Below are 17856 nucleotides of genomic sequence, written 5' to 3' on the forward strand. Positions count from 1 at the left end.
CACACGGGTCGCCTCTTTCACGTCAATCCATGGCGATATCCAGACATCTGGACACCGGCCTGGTCGACGGCTTCCCGCATCCCGAAGAGCAGCACCGTTTTCCCCGCCATTTCCCGTTCCGTCACGAGATCACGCGGCAGCCGTGCCCCGATCGCCCCGAAGTCCCCGTCGTACAGCACGATGTCCTCGTACGTGGTCCAGTGACCCGGTTCACTCACGACACAGTGGTACGCCCGGCGCGCGGGCGCGGGCCGCAGACGGTACTCGGCGAGATGGAACGCGCTGCACACCTCGAACCCCACCCGGAACAACAGGACTTGAGCGTCGGCCGCGTACAGCTTCGCCAGCGGGGAGCCCTCGCCGAGATGACAGTGCGGATCGTGCTCGCCCAGCAGCTCACCGGCCCGGGGGCCGAGCGCGGCCAGCGAGGTGTGCGGATGCCGGCTGCGTACCGCGCCCGGCGTGGTCCGCACGCACTCGGCGAGCACGCCCATCGTCGGACAGGGCGTCTCCTGGGGATCGAACGGAGGCATCGACGCCCGGAACGCCGCCTCCTCGCCCTCGGACATACCGTCGGTGAGCGCCTTGTACGCCCGGGAGGTGAAGGAGTTCTCGGGCGAGAAGGTGGGCACGACGAGCGTGCCCTCGGGGCCGAGCACGTCGAGCAGCGCGTCCCGCACCTCGGCGGCGCGCAGCCCCGCACTACCGAGGGAGGCGTGCACCATGAGGATCCCGCCGGGGCGTACGCCCAACTCGGCGAAGAGGGCGGCTAGTTGAGCGCGCGTCCGGGGAGTGCCCGGTCGGGTCCGGTCGCGTGGGGCGGCGGGAATGCTTCGGTCACCTGGGCCGGCCGGATCGCTTTGGTCATCCGGGTCGGCCGGTTGGGTGCGGTCGTGTGGGGCGGCGGGAATGCTTCGGTCACCTGGGCCGGCCGGTTGGCTTTGGTCATCCGGGTCACCCGGGTCGGCCGGTTGGGTGCGGTCACCTGGGTCGGCCGGATTGCTTTGGTCGTCCGGGTCGGCCGGTTGGTTTCGGTCATCCGGGTCGGCCGGTTGGGTGTCGTCGGGTGAAGGGGGCCGTCGGGTGCCGTCAGCCACGGTGGGCCGCCCATTCGGCTCGCAGCTCCTCGGCCAACACCGCTCCGGTCTCGGTCAGTTCGTCCTCCGGCCGGGCGGCCAGCCGCTCCAGGGCGCGGCCCGCCCGCTCCAGCGCGGCGGCGCGCGCATCCTCGTCGCCCGTCCAGTACGCGGCGTTGCCGAGCTCCCGGCTCGCCTCGTCGAGCAGCCGCCCTGCCCTGTTGCCCGGCACGTTGAGATCCACCGTCTCGCGCAGCGCCGTCAGCCGCGCGAGGCGTCCGACACGCGGCAGTTCCCGTACGAACTCCTCCGGCTCGAAGTCGACGGCCAGCCCCAGCGCGCCGAGCCCGTGCGCGCCGAGCCGCACTCCGGCGCCCGCCACGAGCGGGGTCACCGTGGTGACGTGCAGCGCGTTTACGTCGGCCGGCCGGCCGGGCTCGCGCTCGGCCGCCAACTCGTAGGCCGAGCGAAGCCGTTCGGCGAAGCGGGCGCGGTCGTCGGGGGCGAGAGGAGGAGCGACGGGCACCGGATAGCAGTCGCGGAGCGGATCGGCGTCGTCGAGACGCAAGCGGGTGCCGTCCGGGAGCGAAAGGGCGGCCAGCGGGCGCCACCCGCCGGGGCTGTCCTCGGGGGAGCACTCGTCGCCCGTCGCGGTACGGACCCGGAGCCGGCCGGCGGTCACCGCGACCTCGATCCGGCCGGGCTCGGGCAGAGTGAGGGTGCCCAGGGTGGGGAGGTACAGCTCGGGAGCGGTCTGGTCCCAGGTGAGCTTGAGGTCGGCTCGGGCGTGGACGGCGACGCCGACGGCCGCCGCGGCGAGCGGTGCGACGGTGGCCGGCTGATGATCAAGGGAGTGCCTCAGAGCGGTGCGCACATAAGGGTGAGCGAGGACCTCGTCGACATGGGTCATGCCGTCCGCCGCGCCGTCCAGGTCGAGGAAGGCCCGCCACAGTTCGTCCCAGTCCGGTTCCGCGGTGTGGCGAGCCGCGACGGCGGCGAGGAGAAGGCGGTTCAACTCGCCCTGGGACCACCAGAGTTCTTCCTGACTCTTGACGGCCGGGGAGAGCGCGCGCTCCGTGATCCGCTCGGCGACTCCTGCCACGAAGGCCTTCAGGTCGGCACAGAAGACGGACGGGTTGTCGAAGGCCCGCTCGCCGCTGTACCGGTGCGCGTAGAGACCTCCGCCGCATGATTCGACCACGGGGCAGCGGCGGCAGGTCTCGCTGACGCCCTCCAGTCCCAGCTGCCGTGCGCGTACGCCTGGGTGCCGCGCGAACTCCTCGAAACTGTGCCGGAAGACGTCGTACCCGGTCGCGGGAGCGCCGTCGTAGGCGGTCTTGAGTGAATCCGCCTGCTCGAAGCTGCCGTCGGTCTCCACCACGGCGAGGTCGCTCGGAGCGAGGCCCATGGCCTCCGTCAGGCTCGATCCGCCCCGCAGGGTGCTGAGGACCGAGTCGAAGGTCCGCACCGGCACGGTGCGCCCCTGCCGGTCCCAGTGATCAAAGATCTCGAGGAGCCAGTCGGCGTAGGCGGTCGGTGAATCCGCCGGTCTCGGCGGCGGGCTGTCCCAGGTCGAGTGCGGGAGCAAGTAGTCGATTCTGGGCGGTTGAAGCGATACGAGGGCGTCGTGCACCGCGAGGGGATCGTTGGCCACATCCACGGTGCAGAGCAGGCCGCTGTAAAGATGCCGGTACTCGGGAGAGCGCAGCAGGGTGATCGCCCGCAGCACCCGGTCGTAACTGCTGCGCCGTCTGCGGTCCAGCCTGTGCCGGTCGTTGGCCACCCGATCGCCGTCGAGCGAGATGCTGACTTTGACGCCGAATTCCTTGAACACATTGAGATGAGCGGTGTTCAGCTGCACGCCATTGGTGTGAATCCGGAGATCGAGAGTGGTGACCGGAGTGATAGTGCGAGTGAGTTCCGCACAAATGTTTCTCATACGAGCGGGGCCCACGAGAAGGGGTTCGCCACCGTGAAGGATCACCGAAACGGACGGTAGTTCATGTGCTTCCGCATATGCCGCGAATCTGCGCGCAACTTTCCCGACCGTTTCCTCGGGAATTGCGGGCGGGCGCCCTCGCCAGCTTTGGTCGGCGTGCTCGTACACGTAACAGTGATCACAGGCGAGGTCGCATCGGCTGTGAATTTTGAGAACGAGCTGCTGCAGCGTCACTCGGCGAAGGGTAGTGCCAGAGCGGGGTGGCGTGTACCAGTAACTTCTTGATCACGCAAGGCGGTTGATGGCTCCGGAGCGCGGGCACGGGCGCACGGGCGGTCGTGGAGCCGCCGGTGCGCCCATGGCGAAGTCTGACGCCTAGAGGGCCGAGTCGAAGGTGATCGGCTTGACCGGACGCCTTCCGGGGATGCCCGTCGCCCGTCCGGCAGCGGGGGCGATGGCCGACAGGGGCGTGTGCTGCTTGCGCACGGGCCGGAGGTCGGCTGGCTGGTGCGTCGTCGGCGTCACCGAAAGGTTCATTTTAGGACTTTCGAGTCTGAGGCGGGGGATATCTCTTCTTCTTAGGCGGACCCTACAGGAGATCAACGGCAATGGCCTGTGGGATCGGCCGATTCCGCCGCAATATTGCCGGGTCCGGCCGACGGTAATGCGGGTGGCGGTGGAACAGGAAACGCTGGGCTGTCCGAGTGAATGCTGAACGTCAGTTCGGCGGGTGTCCGCGGATCAGATCGGTGACTGCCAGGTGGCCGTCGTGCCCGTGTCGCCGGCGTCCGTGGCGCCGTCGTCGTGGACCGTCAGGCGGACGGCGGCGCGGCCGTCGGGCAGGGTCGCCGCCGCGTCGACCGTGACCTCGATACGGGACACCCCGGTGCGGTGCGAGGCGGCCGCCAGCGCGCGGCGCAGACTCGCGAGCAGATGACCGGCCACCGACTCCGGGACACGGCTTTCCACGGCACCGGTGAACCGGGTCGACGGCTGGAAACCGAGCACCGCCGCCGCGCCCGCCGTCTCGCGCAGCACCTTGCCGCGCAATGTGGTCGGGGCGTCGGCGGGCGGCTGTTGCAGCGCGAAGATGGCGGTACGCACTTCCTGGATGGTGGACTGCAACTCATCGACGGCCCGGCCGAGGATGGCGTACACGTCCTCGCCCGCACCGCCGCCGCCCGCGCCGGTATCGCCTGTGCCGCTGTCGCCCCTGCCGGCGTCGCCCGTGCCGCTGTCGGCCGTGCTCCTGCGCTGCGTCGATTCGAGCATCATGCCGGTCGCGAAGAGGCGTTGTACCACGAGGTCGTGCAGGTCGCGAGCGATGCGGTCGCGGTCCTCGTACACGGCGAGGCGCTCGCGGCTGTGCTGGGCGTCCGCGAGGACCAGGGCCAGCGCGGCCTGCGAGGCGAACTGCGTGGCCAGCAGCCGTTCCACCGAGGTGTACGGCCGGTCGCCGCGTCGGCGGGGCAGCGCGAGCGTGCCGATGAGCCGGCCGTCCGCCTGGAGGGGGAGCATCATGCTCGGCCCGAAGCGCGTGCGGACAGGGGTCGTCATCCGGGCGTCGGTCGCGGAGTCCTCGATGAACACCGGTTCACCACCGAGGAGTTGTTCGAGGACGGGACTGCCCGGGGCGATGGTGGTGCCGACGATGTCACCGGGGTCCTCCCGTGTGGACGCGGTCACGATCTCCATGCCGCCGTCATCGGTGGGCTGCAGGATGACGCCTGCCGAGGCGTCGGCGAGCATCCGGGCCCGTTCGGCGACGGTCATCAGCGCGTCGTCGGCGGCCTCGCCGTGGAGCAGTGCGGTGGTGACGGCCGCCGCGCCCTCGATCCAGCGCTCGCGCTGCCGTGCGGTCTCGTACAGGCGGGCGTTGCCGATCGCGATGCCCGCCTGGGTGGCGAGGACGCGCAGCAGCTGCTCGTCCTCGTCCGTGAACGGGCCGTCGAGCTTGTCGGCGAGAGAGAGATTCCCGAACATCTCCTCGTCGACGAGGATCGGGACGCCGAGGAAATCGTCCGACCGGCCGACGACGCCCCGGCCGTTCTCGACCGCGGCCTCGACCTCGGTCCCCGGCTCGGTCTCCGGCCGGCCCACCGTACGGACCTCCATCAGCCCGTCGTGCCCCGGGTCGACCATGCTCAGCGCCGCGTACCGCGCGCCCGTCAACTCGGCCGCGCCGTCAACGATGTGCTGGAGGGTGGCCCGCAGTTCGAGATCGGTACCGACACCGAGGACGGCTTCCAGGAGCGCGGGGAGACGGGGCACGGGGTCGCTCATACGGGGCCCTGGACGCTGGGGCCGTCAGCCCGCCGCGGGGTCGAGGACCAGCGGCTCGATCTTGCCCTCCAGCATGTAGCCCAGGCCCTGGACGGCACACACGTCGGGCCGCTCGGCGATGTGCACCGGCATGCCCGTCGCCTGCCGCAGCATCTGGTCGAGCCCGGGCAGCAGCGCACTCCCGCCGACCATCATGATCCCGCGGTCCGCGAGGTCGGCCACCAGGTCGGGCGGGCAGGAGCGCAGCACCTTGCCGATCCCGTCCAGTACGGCGGTGAGCGGGGTCTGGATGGCATCGCGTACGGCGGCGGTGTCGACCTGCACGGAACGGGCGAGGCCGGTCGCCACGTCGCGTCCGTGGATCTCGGTCGACGCCGGGCCGTGCGTGGTGAGGCCGTTCCCGGAGAGGGCGAGTTGCAGGGGCCGTACGGCCTGACTCGGCAGCATCAGCTCGTGGTGGTGCCGCAGATGCTGCACGATCGCGTGGTCGACGGCCTCGCCGCCGACCGGAATGCGTTCGGCGGTCACGATCGAGCCCAGCGACAGCACGGCCAGCTGGGTTGCGGCCGCCCCGCACACCATGACCATGGTGGCCTCGGGCTGCTCTACGGGCAGCCCGCATCCCACCGCGGCGGCGATCAGCGTGTCGACCAGCTCGACCCGCCGCGCCCCCAGACCCACCAGTGTCTCGATCGCGGCGCGCTGCGCCAGCGGGTCGGCGTCGTGCGGGGTGCAGGCGGCGGCCCGCAGCCGCGGCTTGCGGCGCAGCGTACGGCGGACCTTGTCGCCGAGCAGATGGCGCAGCATCCGCTGGGCCATCTCGATGTCGACGACCGTGCCGCCGGACACGGGCCGTACGACACGGATGTAGTCGGGCGTGCGGCCCGTCATCTTCTCCGCGAACTCGCCGACCGCGATCAGCGCGCCCGTCTTCGTGTTGATCGCGGCGACGCTCGGCTGGTCGACGACCAGGCCCGCGCCCTTCACGTACACACGGGTCCGCGCCGCGCCCAGGTCGACGGCGAAGTGGCAGCGGCGCAGCCGCTCCAGACTGGCGGTCATGGCAGGTCCTCCCGAGAGCGCAGACCGTGGGGACCCGCCGGTCGGCGGTCCTCTCTCGCATCGTGCGGGCGCCGCGTGCGGGGCGCTCTCTGTGGGGGGCCGGGCGGGGTGCCGCTGGATGGGTGATCTTGGGCTGTCCTGGCGGGAAGCCGCCAGGGCGCCTTCCCGCCAGGTTCCGGCAACTCCCCCGCAACACAAGGCCCCCGACACTCTTCGCAGCACGACCAGGGTCTGCCGCCGACGGCCGCTGACGAAGAGAGGCATCGATGACCAGAGAACCAGCGAGACGCGGAGCCGCGCTGCTGTCGGCCGGGCTCGTGCTCGCCCTGCTGCCCCCGGGGCAGGCGGACGCGCGGGACTCCGGCACCTCGGCGGAAGCGACGAGGCCCGCCTCCGCCACCCGCACCGTCTCCCTGGTCACCGGCGACAAGGTGACCGTCACCGACCTCGGCGGCGGCAAGAAGACGGTCACCGTCGAGCGCCCCGAGGGCGCCACCGGCGCCGTGCGCACCCAGGTGGTGAACGGCGCCGTCACCGTCGTACCGGACGAGGCGCTGCCGTATCTGCGGGCGGGCACCCTCGACCGACGGCTGTTCGACGTGAGCGAGCTGATACGGCAGGGGCTCACCGACCAGAAGACGGCGGAGCTGCCGCTGATCGTGACGTACGAGAAGCGGGCACGCGCCGTCACTCCGCGCGGCGCCGAGACGACGCGCGCCCTACCGAGCATCGGCGGCGCCGCCGTCGACGCCGCCAAGGGGCGGACCTTCTGGCAGTCCCTGACCCACCGGTCCGGCATCGGCAAGGTCTGGCTCGACGGACGCGTCAAGGCGGACATGGCCGAGAGCAACGCCCAGATCGGCACGCCGAAGGCCTGGGAGGCCGGGCTGACCGGGAAGGGCGTCACGGTCGCCGTCCTGGACACGGGCGTCGACACCGGCCATCCCGATCTCGCGGGACGGGTCTCTGAGACCAGGAGCTTCATCGACGGGCAGGAGGTCGCCGACCGCAACGGGCACGGCACGCACGTCACCTCCACCGTCGGCGGCAGCGGCGCCGCCTCCGACGGCAGGGAGCGGGGCGTCGCGCCCGGGGCCACGCTCGCCGTCGGCAAGGTGCTCAGCGACCAGGGCTCGGGCAGCGAGTCGCAGATCATCGCCGGTATGGAGTGGGCCGCGCGGGACGTGCACGCCAAGGTGATCTCCATGAGCCTCGGCTCGACCGAGCCCAGCGACGGCACCGACCCCATGGCCGAGGCGGTCGACACCCTCTCCCGGGAGACCGGCGCCCTCTTCGTCGTCGCCGCCGGGAACACCGGCGCCCCCTCCTCCATCGGCTCGCCCGGTGCCGCCGACTCCGCGCTGACCGTCGGCGCGGTGGACTCCGCCGACCAGGCCGCCTACTTCACCAGCGCGGGCCCCCGCTACGGCGACAACGCCCTCAAGCCCGACCTCGCCGCCCCCGGCGTCGACATCCTCGCCGCACGCTCAGGGCTCGTCGGCGGCAGCGGCTACTACACCTCCATGAGCGGTACGTCGATGGCCACCCCGCATGTCGCGGGCGTGGCCGCGCTGCTCGCGGAGGAGCACTCCGACTGGACCGGCGCCCAGCTCAAGGACGCGCTGATGTCGACGTCGAAGCAACTCGACTCCTCCGCGTATGTGCTGGGCGCGGGGCGGGTGAGTGTTCCGGACGCGGTGGACGCGAGCGTGACCGCCACCGGCAGCGCGGACCTCGGGTACTACAGCTGGCCGTACGAGGCGAACAAGCCCGTGACAAGGACGGTGACGTACACCAACTCATCAGGATCGGCCGTCGAGTTGAGCCTCGGTGTGCAGGGCGCTCCCGACGGCGTGGCCACTCTCGCCGACTCCACGCTCACCGTGCCCGCGCACGGCACCGCCTCCACGACGGTGACCGGCGACGGCTCGAACGCGCCGGTGGGCGACACCTCCGGGCAGATCGTCGCCTCCGTGGCCGGGACGCCCGTCGCGCACACCGCGTTCGGGCTGGTCAAGGAGGAGGAGCGGTACACGCTCACTGTGCACATCAAGGACCGGGAGGGTGCGGCCACGGCCGCCGACGTCGTCGTCCAGCAGCTCGCCGCGGGCGTCGACCCGTTCCCGGCGGCCGTCGGTGACTCCGGGACGGTGGAGCTCCGGCTGAAGCCGGGGACGTACAGCCTGACGTCCTTCCTCGACGTGCACGGCAGCCACGGCGCGGACTCGCTCGGCCTCGGCTTCCTCGCCGCCCCCGAGATCACCCTCGACCAGAACCGCGAAGTCACCCTGGACGGACGCCGGTTGCGGGAGGTGCGGGCGAAGGCCGACCGGCGGACCGAAACCCGGCAGCTGCTCATGGAGTACGACCGGAACGCGGGCGGCTCCGACCTGTTCGGCGCCGTTCAGGTGCCCGTCGCGTACGACAGCGTGTTCGCCGCGCCGACGCCGAAGGTGACGAAGGGCGGCTTCGAGTACCGGACGGTGTGGCGGCTCGGCAAGCCGCTGCTGGAGGTGGAGGGCATCGGCGAAGCGGTCGTCCAGCCGGGCGGCACGCTGATCGAGGGGCGCAGCAGGCTGCCGCTCGTCGATGTCGGGGACGGCGTCTTCACCGGCAAGGACGTGCGCGGCAAGGCCGTGCTCGCACGGCTCGCCGCCGGCGTCGAGCCCGCCGCGATCGCCCAGGCCGCCCAGGACGCGGGCGCCAGGGCCCTGTTCGTGACCGACGACTCGCCGGGACGCCTCAACGCCTGGTTCGGGACGGACGACGACGCGGACCGGCCGCTCCAGATCGCCACGGTGAACGCGGCGGACGCGGCGCGGCTGCGGGCACTCCTGGGGGTCTCCCGGGGTCGAGCGCCGTCCAAAGCCCGGGGGAGGGTCGACATGACCGGGACGCGCGACACGCCGTACGTGTACGACCTCTCGGAGGGCCACCAGGGTGCCATCCCGCGCGGGGACCTCACCTACGAACCCGGCAAGCACGAACTCGCCGTACTGGACACCCGGTTCCACGCGGTGAAGCCGGTCTCGGGCGGAGAGTTCCGGTACTCGATCACCGACGCCTTCCCCATCGGGATCGGCTTCCAGGAGCGGATCGACTACCCGGCCGAGCGGACCGATTATGTCTCCACGGGCGCCGGGCAGTTGTGGCACGAGTCCGTGAGTGTCGGGGACGGCACCCTGGAGGAGCGCAGCGGACTGATCCGGTACGAGGGAGGCACGCACCCGGCGCTGAACTGGTTCGGGCCCGTCTGGCACCCGTGGCTCGGCACCGGACTCGGCTGGGGACAGCAACGCGCCGGCAACCAGATCCAGTTCAACACCCCCGGCTGGGGAGACTCCGGGCCCGACCACACCGGCTTCGGCGACGTGTGGAGCGACGACACCGGGATGACCCAGGTCACCGAGGTGTACCAGGACGGTTCACTCGTCGACCGGCGGAAGGGCTCGGGTGCGTACGTGTGGGACGCGCCCGCCGACGAGCACACGTACAAGGTCGTCACGGACACGACGCTGGACGCGGACCGCTGGAAGCTGTCCACCGAGGGCCACTCCGAGTGGACCGTCAGATCGGCGGCCACCCCCGAGGACCACTACACCTTCCTCCCGCTCCTCAACCTCGGCTACGACGTCGACACCGACCTCGCGGGCGATGTGCGGGGCGGCAGCCGGGTGCCGGTGGGGCTCTACGCCGAGTACGTGAAAGGCGCGGCCGGCGCCGGGACGATCGGGGGAGGGCGGCTGGAGGTGTCGTACGACGACGGGAAGACGTGGCGGACGGTGCCGCTCACGGGCTCGCTCAGCGGCGGAAAGTCCTCCTGGGAGGGGACGTTGACCGTGCCGCGCGACGCGGACTTCGTCTCGCTGCGGGCCTCGGCCGGTGACGACCGGGGCGGATCGGTCCGGCAGGAGGTCGTCCGGGCGGTAGGAGTGCGGTAGCCGCCCCTCTGTGCAGGCGGTGTCGCCTCCCCTTGGGAGGGGGGAGGCGACACCGCCGACGTTCTCAGTTCCCGTGCTCCGTGATGCCCCGGATCACTCCCAGGTCTCGCAGGTCCTGCGGGCGAATGTGGAGCTGTCCGGCCGTCGCTTCGACCTCTGCCGGGGTCCGCTTCAGGATCGCGGCCGCGAGCTCCGGGGCGATCACCGAGAAGTAACTGTCCGGCGTGGCCCAGGTGTTGCCCGGAGCGGCCAGCGCCAGCGCACCGCCCGAGCCGCCCTCGCCGATCACCAGGGTGGTGACGGGCGTACGGGCGGTGGCCACCGCGGCGAACAGGTCCGCGATCGCGGCACCGGCCCCCTGCCGCTCGGCGTCCGCGTCGTTCGCGGCCCCCGGGGTGTCCACCAACGTCAGCACGGGGATGCCGAGTCGGCCCGCGAGACGGATCAGCCGGGCGGCGGTGCGGTATCCGGCCGGACGGGTCGCGGTCCCGCACTGGGCGGCGTAGGCTACCGGCCGCCCGTCCCGCGCGAAACCGAAGCCGCACAGCATGCCGTCGTCCGTGCCACCGCACCGGTCCCCGCTGATCGCCGCGCGGCGCGCGAAGTAGGCGTCCAAGTAGGCCTCCGCACGGGGCCGTTCGGGGGAGCGGGCGCGCTGAACGGCGTCCCAGCCGGTGGTGGGGAGGACGGGGGTGCCGAGGGCGGGCGGCACCGGCGCGGGGCCGGGTGAGGGCTCGGCGGGCGGGGGCTGCGTGGCGGACGCGTCCCCGGGCGTGGGCCTGGTGAGCAGGCTCAGCCACAGGGCGAGCGTGCCCCGTAGGTCTTCCGGCCGTACGACGGCGTCCACCGCGCCCGCCGCCAGCTGCGCCCCCGCCGTGTACGCGGCCGGATCCGCGTCCGGCGGCCGGACCCGGGAGCCCGCGAAGCCCACCTGGGCGCCGGGCAGCGCCAGTGTCACGTCGGCGCCCGCGCCCAGCGTGGCCCAGCCGCCGCCCGTCGTCGGATCCCGCAGTACGGCGATCTGCGCGAGCCCCGCCTCACGCGTGAGCGCCGACTGCCGTGCCACGCGCTGGAGTTGGGTGAGCGCGACCATGCCCTCCTGCATCCGGCTGCCGCCGGTCGCGACGAGCGAGACGACGGGGAGGCGGTGCTTGCGGGCGTGGGTGTACGCGGCCTCCAGGCGGTCGCCGGTGCGCTCGCCGAGCGAGCCGCCGAGAAAGCCGAACTCGAAGGCGATCAGTGCCGCCGGGGTGTCGCCGAGGGCCGCGGTGCCGCAGACGACGGACTCCTCCTCGCCGGTGCGGGCGACGGCGCGGGCGCGCGAGGCGTCGTACCCCTGCCAGGAGAGCGGCCCGTCGGACTCGTATCCCCTCGCCGGGGAGGGGAGTTCCGCAAAGCCGTCGGTGACCAGGGCGATGGCCTCGCGCGCCGAGAACCGTCCTTCAGTCACGCGGCAGCGCCCGCTTCAGGATCTTGCCCATGTCGTTGCGGGGCAGGGACGCGAGGAAGCGCACGGTGCGCGGCCGTTTGTGCGGGGCGAGGCGGCGGGCCACATGGTCGGCCAACTCGTCGGCGGACGGCGGTGACTTGGGATCGCCGGGGACGATCCAGGCCACGATCCGCTCGCCGAGATCGTCGTCGGGCTCCCCGGTGACGGCGGCCTCCCGTACCGCCGGATGCTCCAGCAACGCGTTCTCGATCTCCCCGGCGCCGATCTTGTAACCGCCGCTCTTGATCAGGTCGGTGGCCTTGCGGCCGACGATGCGGACGGAGCCGTCGGGGTCGATGACCGCCATGTCGCCGGTGCGGAACCAGCCGTCCTCGGTGAACGCGGCGGCGGTGGCCTCGGGCCGGTTCAGATAGGCGGTGAAGAGGTTCGGCCCGCGGACCTGGATCTCGCCGACGCTCTCGCCGTCGTATGCGCCGGTGGGGGTGCCGTCGGCGTCGTACGCCGCGATCGTCGTCCCGTCTTCCTCGACGAGCCGCAGATCGACGCCGGGCAGCGGTACGCCGACCGTGCCCGGGCGTGGCTCGCCGTCCGCCCGGACACTGGTGATCATCAGCGTCTCGGTCATGCCGTACCGCTCGACGACCCTGCGTCCGGTCGCCGCCGTGATCCGCTCGTGGTCGTGCACGGGAAGCGCGGCGGACCCCGAGACGAGCAGCCGGGCCCGGCCGAGCGCCTTGGCCAGCTCCACGTCCTCGGTGAGTGCCTCGGCGAGCCGGTGGTACATCGTCGGCACACCGAACAGCATCGTCGCGCCGTCGTTCAGCTCCCGCGCCACGCCCTCGGCGCTGAACCGCCCCAGATGCCGTACGGACCCGCCGCGCCGCAGCGGCCCCAGAATGCCCAGGATCAGCCCGTGCACGTGGAACAGCGGCAGCCCGTGTACGAGCACGTCGTCGCCGGTCCACTGCCAGGCGTCGGCCAGCGCGTCCAGGGTCGAGGCGATCGAGCGGCGTGGCAGGACGGCGCCCTTGGGCGGGCCGGTGGTGCCGGAGGTGTAGACGATGAGGGCGGGGTCGTCGGGGCTGGCTAGGTCGGCGGGGCCGGCGGGGTCGGCCTCCGGGGTCGGCACGGTGACTGCTCCGGTGCCGTACACCTCGACATCGATCCGCTCCAACCCCTCCACGCTCTCGGGCAGTTCATCACCCCGCCCGGCGAGCACCACCGACGGCGCACTGTCGCCGAGAATGTGCCCCAGCTCACCCTCCCCCGACTTCGGGTTGAGCGGCACGGCCGGCACCCCGGCGAGCAGCGCGGCCACCACTGCGACGGCCGTCTCCAGGGTCGGCGTCGCCCACACGGCGACCCTCCGGGCGCCGCCGAGCCGCGCGGCCAGTTCACCCGCCGAGGCGGCGAGTTCCGCGTACGTCAGGGACCGATCACCGAAACGCAGCGCGGACCGCTCCGCGACCGAGCCGCCCACCAGGGCCGGAAAGAGGGAGGACACGCGTACTCCTTGGCAGTAGAGGACCTTCTGCGGTGCCACGTCACCACACAACCGTTCCTACACCAGGGCGAGGGAAACCTGCCGGAGCACGAGATCGATACCGCCGACGTGATGCTCGGCATGGCGTGACGATCGTTCCCGAAGTGGGAACGATCGTTCGGGAAACCGTGGCGCCGGCCGCCCCGGCCACGTAGTCTCGGCCCACAGCGCGAGAACTTGACGAGTCAACTGCCGGGAGCCCCTTGGTGAGTGAGTCCCCGACGCCCCCGACGACCCTTCCCGAGACACTCGCCCGCCTCGACGCGTGGATCCGGGAGCAGGGCCTCGACCGGGGCGAAGTCCTCGACCCTCGTGTGCTGTCGGGGCGGACAGCCGTATCCGAGGGAGAGATCCGGGCGCTGCTCGACGGCGCGGCGCCGCACGAGGACAAGGTGGACGACCGCATCCGGGGGCGTGTGCGCGCGCTGTACGAGGCCTGTCTCGCGGAGAGCGGGAGGCGGCCCGCCGATGTGTGCCGGGAGGTCGCCGCCCGGCTCGGGATCAGCGAGAAGTGGGCACGTTCCCTGCTCAACGGCGACAAGATGCCGAACGTGCCGGATCTCACCCGGCTCGCGGAGTTCTTCCACATCGCCGAGGGCACGAAGTTCTTCACGGATCCGGCCGAAGTCGCCCTGAACGGCGCCCTTCAGCGCATCCTTCGGGAACTCGAAGGCACCGCGCAGGACGGACCGCTGCTCAGGTTCACGCTCAAGCACGGAGTCGTCACCCTCGCCCTGCGCGGCAAGCGGCTCACGCCCCGCAAGCAGGAGGCGCTGGCCCTCATGCTCGAATCCCTGCTCAGCGGCGAGGAGGCGGAGCGATGAGGATGGCCGGCACCTTCCGTCGGCTCACGGCGGCGCTGCGTACGCCCCGGGGCGACTCCGAGATGCGTGCCCTCGCGGTGGAGCTCAGCCGCGTACTGCGGAAGCGGATCGACATCCCGGTCGACGTACGGGAGCTCGCGGGTGCCCTGTGCGAGGAGATGAGCCGGCGCCGGGGCGGCCGACCCGTCCAGCTCCGCTTCGAGCGGTTCCCCGACGAGATCGAGGTCACCGGTCTGTGGATGGAGTTCCACGACTTCGACCTCGTCATCATCGAGGAGCGTGCTGAGACGGTGCAGCAACTCGTCATCCTGGGCCATGAGTTGTGGCATATGAAAGAGGGCCACCGCGACCACCACGTGGACGGCGCGGCGGCCGCCGCCCGCGCCCTGTCCAAGAACCCGGACTGGCACGGGCCCGACTCGCACGGGCCTGACTCGCACGACGCCGACTCCTCCGGTCGCGACCGGCGCGATCCTCACTCCTCCGGTCCGTACCGGCGCGATCCCCACGCCCATGGTCCCGACGGGCACGACGCCGACTCCTCCGGTCGCGACCGGCGCGATCCCCACTCCCACGGTCCCGACCGGCACGATCCCGCCTCCCACGGTCCGCACGAGCGCAGCCCCGACAAGCGCAGCCCCGTCTGGGAGGAGATCGCCCTCACCGTCGCCGCCCGCAACGGATCCCACGAGGCCGACGAGGCGGAGGCCGAGGACTTCGGCCTGCACCTCGCCAGCGTCTTCCGGTCCTGGGTGACCGGCTCCCGCACCAGCGGCCCCGTCGACCCGGTCGGCCGGGCCATCCAGGCGTCCCTCGGCTACCGCGGACCCGAGGACTGACCGGCGATGAATCCTTCCCGCTTCTTCGACGGCCTGTACATCTCCTTCTGGATACCGGCGGCCGTCCTCACCGCCGCCCTCGGGATCAAACTGCCCAGCATCATCAAGCTCTGGAAGGACCCGCTGCTCCGGGCGGTCGGCGGCCTGCTCGTCCTCGCCTGCGGGGTCTTCGTCTTCGCGGCGCCGTCCACCATCGCGTGGACCAACCGCGTCACCGGCGTACCGAACATCTCGGCCCCCCTCGTCTACAGCCTGATCACCGCGTTCTGCGGTTCCTGTCTGCTGCTGATCACCGCCTGGCGCAACGGCATCCCCGACCGCTCGGCGACGACCCGCCGGGCCACCCGGTGGGTGGTGAGCGTCTATTCGGGCGTGATCGTCGCGCTGTGGGTGCTGTTCGCGCTCGCCGACGCCCGTGTCGAGCGGGTGCGGGACCTCGACACGTACTACGCCACCACCGCGTTCATGCGCGAAGAGATCGTGCTCTACCTGCTGGCGCACACCGCGGCCTGCCTCATCACCTTCCGGCTGATCCGGAACTGGGTCCGCACCGACGGGCTCGACGTGTGGCTGCGCGGCGGTCTGAAGCTGCTCGGCGTGGGCTACGCGATGAACCTGATCTACGACAGCTCGAAGCTCGGCGCCGTCCTCGCCCGCTGGACCGGTCACGACCTGGACTGGCTGAGCACCGACCTGTCGCCGCCCGTCGCCTGTCTCTCCGCCATCCTGATCGCGGTCGGGTTCATCCTTCCGCACGCCGGGCAGTACCTGCACCGCCGCGCCCGCACCCGGCTCAGCCACTGGCGGCTGCGGCCCCTGTACCTGCTGACCCGGACCGTCACCGGCGGCCGGGTCCCCTTCAAGCTGCGGGCCACCCCCGAACTGCGCCTGACGCGCCGCGAGACGTTCATCCGGGACGCGTTGCTCCACCTCGCCCGCTACCTCGACGAGGACCTGGACCGGCGGGCGTACGACGCGGCGGTGGGTCTCGGGCGGGAGAAGGACCGGGCCCGCCCGCTCGCCCATGCCGTGACGATCCAGGACGCCATCGAGACCAAGCGGCGATACCGGGCCGCCACCGCGACCGCCCCCTTGAACTCCTCAAGTCCCTTGACCTCTAAGAGCCCTGTGAGCCCCATAAGCCATGGAAGCCACGCGAGCCACTCAGGCCACGCAAGCCCCTTGTGCCCCTTGAGCAGCCCGGACATCGAAGACCTGTTGGAGGGGATCGAGGACGTGTCCCGGGCCCTCCGCCACACCGACGACATCAGGGCGGTCCGCGAGCGCGCGGCCGCCGCGGCAGAGAGCGTGCCCGCTTCATGAGTGCCGGCCCCGTGAGCCAGGAACCCTCCAGTGCCCGGCCGCTGAGATCCGCGGTCGTCCTCGGCGGCAGTGTCGCCGGACTGCTCGCGGCCCGCGCCCTGGCCGAGTTCGCGGACGTCGTCACCGTCGTCGAGCGCGACGTACTGCCCGAGGGGCCCGAGCGCCGCAAGAACCTGCCGCAGGCGCTCCACGCCCATCTGCTGTGGTCCGGCGGTGCGCAGGCGATGGAGGAACTCGTCCCGGGTGTCACCGGGCTGCTCGCGAAGGCCGGGGCGCACCGGCTGCCGCTGACGACGGACATGGTCGCGCTGTCGTCGCAGGGCTGGTTCCGCCGCTGGGACGAGTCCCACCACATGACGCTGTGCAGCCGTGACCTCCTGGATGCGACGGTTCGCGCGCGGATTCTCGACGACGACCGGATCGAGCTCGTTCAGCGCGCCGAGGCACTCGGTCTGGAGGGCACCGCGACCGCCGTGACGGGTGTGCGGGTCCGAAGCCATGACGGCGCCGAGCGCACGCTCCCCGCCGAGCTGGTCGTCGACGCCACCGGACGCGCCTCCCGCGCTCGGGAGTGGCTCACCGCGCTCGGCCTGCCCGAGCCGGCGGTACGGCACGTCGACTCCGGCCTCGCGTACGCCAGTCGGGTCTTCCGCGCCCCCGAGAACGCGCGGCACGGCTTCCCCGTCCTCAATGTGCAACCCGATCCGCGCGACGGACGCCCGGGCCGGGGCGGCGTCCTGCTGCCCATCGAGGACGGGCGCTGGATGGTCACCCTGTATGGCACGCGGGGCGGCGAACCCGCCTCTGACGAGGGCGACTTCGAGCGGTTCGCCACCGAGGAGCTGCGCCATCCCCTGATCGGCGAGTTCATCGCGGGGGCCGAGCCGCTGTCCGGCGTCGCGTTCACTCGCACCACCGCGAACCGCCGTCACTACTACGAGCGTTCACGGCAGTGGCCCGAGGGCTTCCTCGTCATCGGCGACGCGCTCGCCGCGTACAACCCGGTCTACGGGCACGGCATGTCGGTCGCGGCCCAGAGCGCCGTCGCCCTGCGCGAGGTGATCCGGCGCCGGGGCTGGGGCACACCCCGGCTGGCCCGCGCCCTCCAGAAGGCGGTGGCCCGGCCGGTCGACGCGGCCTGGGACCTGGCCACGGGCCAGGACGTCTTCTTCCCGGGCGCGACGGAGACCGGCCCCACACTCAGGGACAGGATCCTGGCCGCGTACGTCGACCGGCTCCTGTACACCGCCACCGGCAACGGCCGTGTCGCGCGCCGCTTCACCGACGTGTCCTCGCTGGAGCGCGGCGCGCATGTCCTCCTCGCCCCCGGCATCCTCCTCGCCGCCGTCGTCGGGCCACTCAGGCCGCGCCTCACCGGTCCGCCCCTGACCGACGAGGAGTGGAAGGCGGCGGCCGCCCGCTCCGACTGAACCGCGACCCGGCAGCGGCACCCGCCTCCACCACGTCCGCCCAGCCATGCCACCGGCCGAGCCTGCTCCAGCTGCCCGACCGCGAGGTCAAATGGCTTGCGGCGTGAGCACCCGCGGTTGTTAGCCTGCCGCGGGATCGTCCCGGG

At 72.0% G+C, this 17856-nt stretch carries 12 protein-coding genes; 5 read left to right on the forward strand and 7 right to left on the reverse strand.

Features of this window, described 5'->3' with window-relative positions; translation table 11 throughout:
* Window positions 1–17: 17 nt before the first annotated feature.
* The 5 genes from ACFVXA_RS33380 to ACFVXA_RS33400 form a co-directional block, all read right to left on the reverse strand.
* On the reverse strand, window positions 18–725 hold the full coding sequence (locus tag ACFVXA_RS33380; protein WP_383736165.1) for an AAC(3) family N-acetyltransferase: 708 nt from the start codon (window positions 723–725) through the stop codon (window positions 18–20).
* 364 nt (window positions 726–1089) lie between these two features.
* Window positions 1090–3249: a radical SAM/SPASM protein FxsBH, inactivated beta-hydroxylase extension form gene (gene fxsBH, locus ACFVXA_RS33385; RefSeq protein ID WP_383736162.1), complete on the reverse strand. Its 2160-nt coding sequence runs from the start codon at window positions 3247–3249 to the stop codon at window positions 1090–1092.
* Window positions 3250–3390: 141 nt separating this feature from the next.
* Window positions 3391–3552: a hypothetical protein gene (locus ACFVXA_RS33390; RefSeq protein ID WP_390028145.1), complete on the reverse strand. Its 162-nt coding sequence runs from the start codon at window positions 3550–3552 to the stop codon at window positions 3391–3393.
* 204 nt (window positions 3553–3756) lie between these two features.
* Window positions 3757–5298, reverse strand: a complete 1542-nt coding sequence (locus tag ACFVXA_RS33395) for a GAF domain-containing protein (RefSeq protein ID WP_390028146.1) — start codon at window positions 5296–5298, stop codon at window positions 3757–3759.
* A 24-nt stretch (window positions 5299–5322) separates the two neighbouring features.
* Window positions 5323–6360 carry a rod shape-determining protein gene (locus ACFVXA_RS33400; RefSeq protein WP_362024555.1) on the reverse strand — a complete coding sequence of 346 codons (1038 nt, stop codon included), beginning with the start codon at window positions 6358–6360 and terminating at the stop codon, window positions 5323–5325.
* A 266-nt stretch (window positions 6361–6626) separates the two neighbouring features.
* On the opposite strand from ACFVXA_RS33400, the gene ACFVXA_RS33405 reads away from it, so the two are divergent.
* Window positions 6627–10301, forward strand: a complete 3675-nt coding sequence (locus ACFVXA_RS33405) for a S8 family serine peptidase (protein WP_390028148.1) — start codon at window positions 6627–6629, stop codon at window positions 10299–10301.
* 64 nt (window positions 10302–10365) lie between these two features.
* Here ACFVXA_RS33405 and ACFVXA_RS33410 read toward each other — a convergent pair whose 3' ends face one another.
* Window positions 10366–11751 (reverse strand): carboxyl transferase domain-containing protein, encoded by a 1386-nt coding sequence (locus tag ACFVXA_RS33410; protein WP_389471011.1) that lies wholly within the window; start codon window positions 11749–11751, stop codon window positions 10366–10368.
* Complete coding sequence (locus tag ACFVXA_RS33415) at window positions 11744–13255, reverse strand: acyl-CoA synthetase (RefSeq protein ID WP_390028149.1); 1512 nt, start codon at window positions 13253–13255, stop codon at window positions 11744–11746. Before ACFVXA_RS33415 ends, ACFVXA_RS33410 begins: the two co-directional genes overlap by 8 nt.
* A gap of 245 nt (window positions 13256–13500) precedes the next feature.
* Between ACFVXA_RS33415 and ACFVXA_RS33420 the strand changes: the two genes are divergently transcribed.
* From ACFVXA_RS33420 to ACFVXA_RS33435, 4 genes are read left to right on the forward strand one after another with little or no spacing between them, the layout of a single operon-like run.
* Complete coding sequence (locus ACFVXA_RS33420) at window positions 13501–14118, forward strand: transcriptional regulator (RefSeq protein ID WP_389749431.1); 618 nt, start codon at window positions 13501–13503, stop codon at window positions 14116–14118.
* The gene (locus tag ACFVXA_RS33425; RefSeq protein WP_384401581.1) at window positions 14115–14957 is read left to right on the forward strand and encodes a toxin-antitoxin system, toxin component; all 843 of its coding nucleotides are present in this window, start codon (window positions 14115–14117) and stop codon (window positions 14955–14957) included. The genes ACFVXA_RS33420 and ACFVXA_RS33425 overlap by 4 nt, the downstream gene beginning before the upstream one ends.
* Window positions 14958–14963: 6 nt before the next feature.
* The gene (locus ACFVXA_RS33430) at window positions 14964–16280 is read left to right on the forward strand and encodes an MAB_1171c family putative transporter (protein WP_390028150.1); all 1317 of its coding nucleotides are present in this window, start codon (window positions 14964–14966) and stop codon (window positions 16278–16280) included.
* Window positions 16277–17710: an FAD-dependent monooxygenase gene (locus ACFVXA_RS33435; RefSeq protein WP_390028152.1), complete on the forward strand. Its 1434-nt coding sequence runs from the start codon at window positions 16277–16279 to the stop codon at window positions 17708–17710. The genes ACFVXA_RS33430 and ACFVXA_RS33435 overlap by 4 nt, the downstream gene beginning before the upstream one ends.
* Window positions 17711–17856 lie beyond the last annotated feature (146 nt).

This window comes from Streptomyces sp. NPDC058246 (genome assembly GCF_042881985.1).
GTDB lineage: Bacteria > Actinomycetota > Actinomycetes > Streptomycetales > Streptomycetaceae > Streptomyces.